4 protein-coding genes are annotated in these 3,789 nt (G+C 67.7%); 3 read left to right on the plus strand and 1 reads right to left on the minus strand.

The window, feature by feature from the left end; genetic code table 11:
- The 3 genes from GX543_RS05025 to GX543_RS05035 all read left to right on the plus strand — a co-directional run.
- Positions 1-868 (plus strand): FAD-binding protein (locus GX543_RS05025; protein WP_290850258.1); only part of this gene is annotated, 868 nt, incomplete at its 5' end.
- Complete coding sequence (locus tag GX543_RS05030) at positions 868-1,650, plus strand: succinate dehydrogenase iron-sulfur subunit (RefSeq protein WP_290850259.1); 783 nt, start codon at positions 868-870, stop codon at positions 1,648-1,650. The genes GX543_RS05025 and GX543_RS05030, both read left to right, overlap by 1 nt.
- A 186-nt stretch (positions 1,651-1,836) precedes the next feature.
- Positions 1,837-3,147, plus strand: a complete 1,311-nt coding sequence (locus tag GX543_RS05035) for a D-alanyl-D-alanine carboxypeptidase family protein (protein ID WP_290850260.1) — start codon at positions 1,837-1,839, stop codon at positions 3,145-3,147.
- Between the two features lie 15 nt (positions 3,148-3,162).
- Here the strand turns inward: GX543_RS05035 and GX543_RS05040 are convergent.
- Positions 3,163-3,789: YhjD/YihY/BrkB family envelope integrity protein (locus tag GX543_RS05040; protein WP_290850262.1), on the minus strand; the 627-nt coding region annotated here is incomplete at its 5' end.

The raw sequence follows: 3,789 nt of genomic DNA on the forward strand, positions 1-3,789 counted from the left end.
CGAGGTGCTCGAGGGCCGCGGCGCCGGACCCAACAAGGACTACGTCTACATCGACGTGCGCCACCTCGGCGAGGACGTCCTCAACGAGAAGCTGCCGGACATCACCGAGTTCGCACGCACCTACCTCGGTGTCGACCCGGTCACCGAACTGGTTCCGGTCTACCCGACCTGCCACTACGTGATGGGCGGCATTCCGACCAACATCCGCGGCCAGGTGCTCGCCAACAACGACCAGATCGTTCACGGTCTGTTCGCCGCGGGCGAGTGCGCGTGCGTGTCGGTCCACGGCGCCAACCGCCTCGGCACCAACTCGCTCCTGGACATCAACGTCTTCGGTCGTCGCGCTGGCATCGCCGCCGCGGAGTACGCCAACGAGACCGAGTTCACCGAGAAGGTCGAGAACCCGACCGCGATGGTCGACACCTGGCTGGCCGGCCTCCTCTCGGAGCACGGCAACGAGCGCGTCGCAGACATCCGCAAGGAACTGCAGCAGACCATGGACAACAACGCCTCGGTCTTCCGCACCGACGAGACGCTGAACCGGGCGCTGACCGATGTCCGCGCGCTCAAGGAGCGTTACAACCACGTCCGCGTGCACGACAAGGGCAAGCGCTTCAACAGCGACCTGCTCGAGGCCGTCGAGCTGGGCTTCCTGCTGGAGTTGGCCGAGGTGACCGTTGCCGGCGCCCTCAACCGCAAGGAGTCGCGCGGCGGCCACGCCCGCGAGGACTTCCCCAAGCGCGACGATGCCAACTACATGGTCCACACCATGGCGTACAAGAAGGGCGACGGCCTGCTGGCCGACATCGAGCTCGACTACAAGCCCGTCGTTCAGACCCGGTACGAGCCGAAGGAGCGTAAGTACTGATGACTGCCACCTTGGAAAACCCGGCCGCCGACGAGCAGCCGTTGCCCCCGGTTCCGCCGGAGGCCACGATGGTCACGCTCAAGATCTACCGCTTCAACCCGGAGAACCCGGACGCGCAGGGCTTCGAGAGCTTCCGCGTCCCGGCGCTGCCGACCGACCGTCTGCTGAACCTGCTGCTCTACGTGAAGGGCTACCTCGACGGTTCGCTGACGTTCCGCCGCAGCTGCGCCCACGGCGTGTGCGGCAGTGACGCAGTGCGTGTCAACGGCGTCAACCGGTTGGCCTGCAAGATCCTGATGAAGGATCTGCTGCCGAAGGACGGCGGCAAGGAGATCACCATCTCCATCGAGCCCATCAAGGGTCTCCCGGTGGAGAAGGACCTCGTGGTCGACATGGAGCCGTTCTTCGACGCCTACCGTGCGATCAAGCCGTTCCTGATCACCAACGACGGTGAGCCGTCGGCCGAGCGCATTCAGAGCCAGGCCGACCGTGCCCGCTTCGACGACACCACCAAGTGCATCCTGTGTGCGTGCTGCACCACCAGCTGCCCGGTGTTCTGGAACGAAGGCTCGTACTTCGGTCCGGCCGCGATCGTGAACGCTCACCGCTTCATCTTCGACAGCCGCGACTCCGCGGCCAGCGAACGACTGGACATCCTGAACGACGTCGACGGTGTGTGGCGTTGCCGCACCACCTTCAACTGCACCGACGCATGCCCCCGCGGCATCCAGGTGACCCAGGCGATCCAGGAAGTCAAGCGCGCCCTGATGTTCGCCCGCTAGTCGCGAATCACACCGCAGACCTTTCTCTGCAGCCCCGACGAGGCCCCGGAACTTCGGTTCCGGGGCCTCGCCGTCTGTCGCGGGGGCCGGCCCACGACGTCTGTCGCTCGAACGGCCTCAACCTCGACATTCGGGACAGCCGCGAGAGTGGTGATTCACCCGCACCCGGGTAGGGTGACGGTCGTCATGAGCAAGTCACTATCTCGGCGAACAGCAGCGATCACCGCATCGCTCAGCCTCCTCGCCTCCGCAGTCCTCGTCGTACCCGCCGTCGTGTCCCCCACCGCCCTGGCGGCCCCCACTGTGGTCGCAGCACCTGCCGACGGGGGCGTCACGACCACCAAGAGGCCCTCGCCGACCCCGAAGACCGACCACTGCCCGCAGAAGACCGACACTCCGCCCGCGGTCGACGAGTCGGAGGTCGTCGCTCCGGGCGAGACCACCCCGACTCCCCTGCCGGTGCCGACCGAGCCGATCGGCGGTGAGCGGCTCGGCGGCTGCGGAGCCGTGCACGACCCGGCTGCCGGTCCCCTCCCCAAGCGGCTCACGTCGGCCGGCTGGCTGATCGCCGACATGGACAGCGGTCGCGTCATCGCCGCCAAGGATCCGCACGGTCGGTATCGGCCCGCATCGACCATCAAGGTGCTGCTCGCCCTGGTCGCGCTCGAAGAGCTCGACCTCGACCAGTCCGTGGAGTCGACGGCCAACGACTGGTCGATGGAAGGCGACTCGTGCGGCATGGGACCCGACGGCGACTACACGGTTCGCGATCTCCTGTCCGGGCTGATCGTGGTCTCCGGCAACGACTGCGCCAATGCCCTCGCTCGACTGCTCGGCGGCTACGACGAGACCCTCGAGAAGATGAACAAGAAGGCGGCCGAGCTGGGCGCCAAGGACACCCGGGCGGCCACGCCATCGGGTCTCGACTCCGCAGGCATGTCGACGTCCCCCTACGACCTCGCGTTGCTGTTCCGCGAGGCGATGCGCAACGAGACCTTTCGGCAGATCGCCGCCCTCAAGACCTACAAGTTCCCCGGCTACCCCGCTCGGAAGGACGTCCCCGGCGACGAAGACCACCCGGCGTGGACGATGGGCACCTCCAACGCCCTCCTCCGCGACGACTGGCCGGGGATGCTCGGCGGCAAGACCGGCTTCACCGACGACGCCCTGAAGACCTTCGTGGGCGCCGCCGAACGCGACGGCCGCACGGTGGTCATCGTGCAGATGTACGGCCTCAGCGAGGAGGACAACGGCTACTTCGCGCAGGCTCAGCGCATGTTCGAGTACGGCTTCGCCGCGCCCGCGACGACGTCCGTCGGGACCCTCGCGGTCGCCGAACAGGTGGATCCGGACTCCGGGGAGACCAGAACCGTCGCCGAGAGCGAGCTCGCGCACGACGAATCGTCGTCGCTCGGTCCGTGGGTCATCGGCTTCGTCGTGGTGGCCGCGGCCTGCCTGGCGGCAGCGGCGGTCCTGTGGCGGAAACGGACGCGCTGATGCCGACGAACTGAATCAGCGGTCGTCGCGACCGAGCCACCCCACCAAGCCCGCAGCGGCGGCACCGATCCCGGCGGCCGCCAGGAGTCGACGGGCCTGCCTGTCGGGCTCGGCTTCGTAGACCGGCGCGAGGAGAACCGTCTTCGGCTCCGGTTCGTCGGGCTGTTCGAGCTCGTCGACGATCAGCAGGTCGGCGTTCTTCGGGTCCGCGGCGCTCCAGGCCGCCGCGTAGAGCACGATCCGCGACGCCAGATACGCGAACACCAGCAGGCCCAGAATGGGGCCGAATGCGGCGCCGGCCGGGCTGCCCAGGACCGACTGCAGGTACAGCCCGCTGACCGACTTCAGGATCTCGAAGATCACGGCGGTGCCGAGAGCGGGCCACACGATGGCCCGCACCGGGATCTTGCAGCGCGGCAGACCCGCGAGGACCATGAGGAACAGCACCCAGGTGGCGACGACGCTGACGATCGTCGTCACCACGCGCAGCAGCGCGAGCGTGACCGCGTTCTCGGGAATCCCGACGAAATCCATGACGGCCGGGCCGACCGGGCCGGCCGACGCCACCGACAGTGCGATCGTCACGAGGAACACCAACCCCAGACCGACGAACATCCCGAGGTCGTAGACCTTGCCGAGCAC

It is taken from the genome of Gordonia sp. (in: high G+C Gram-positive bacteria), assembly GCF_012515855.1.
Lineage (GTDB): Bacteria > Actinomycetota > Actinomycetes > Mycobacteriales > Mycobacteriaceae > Gordonia.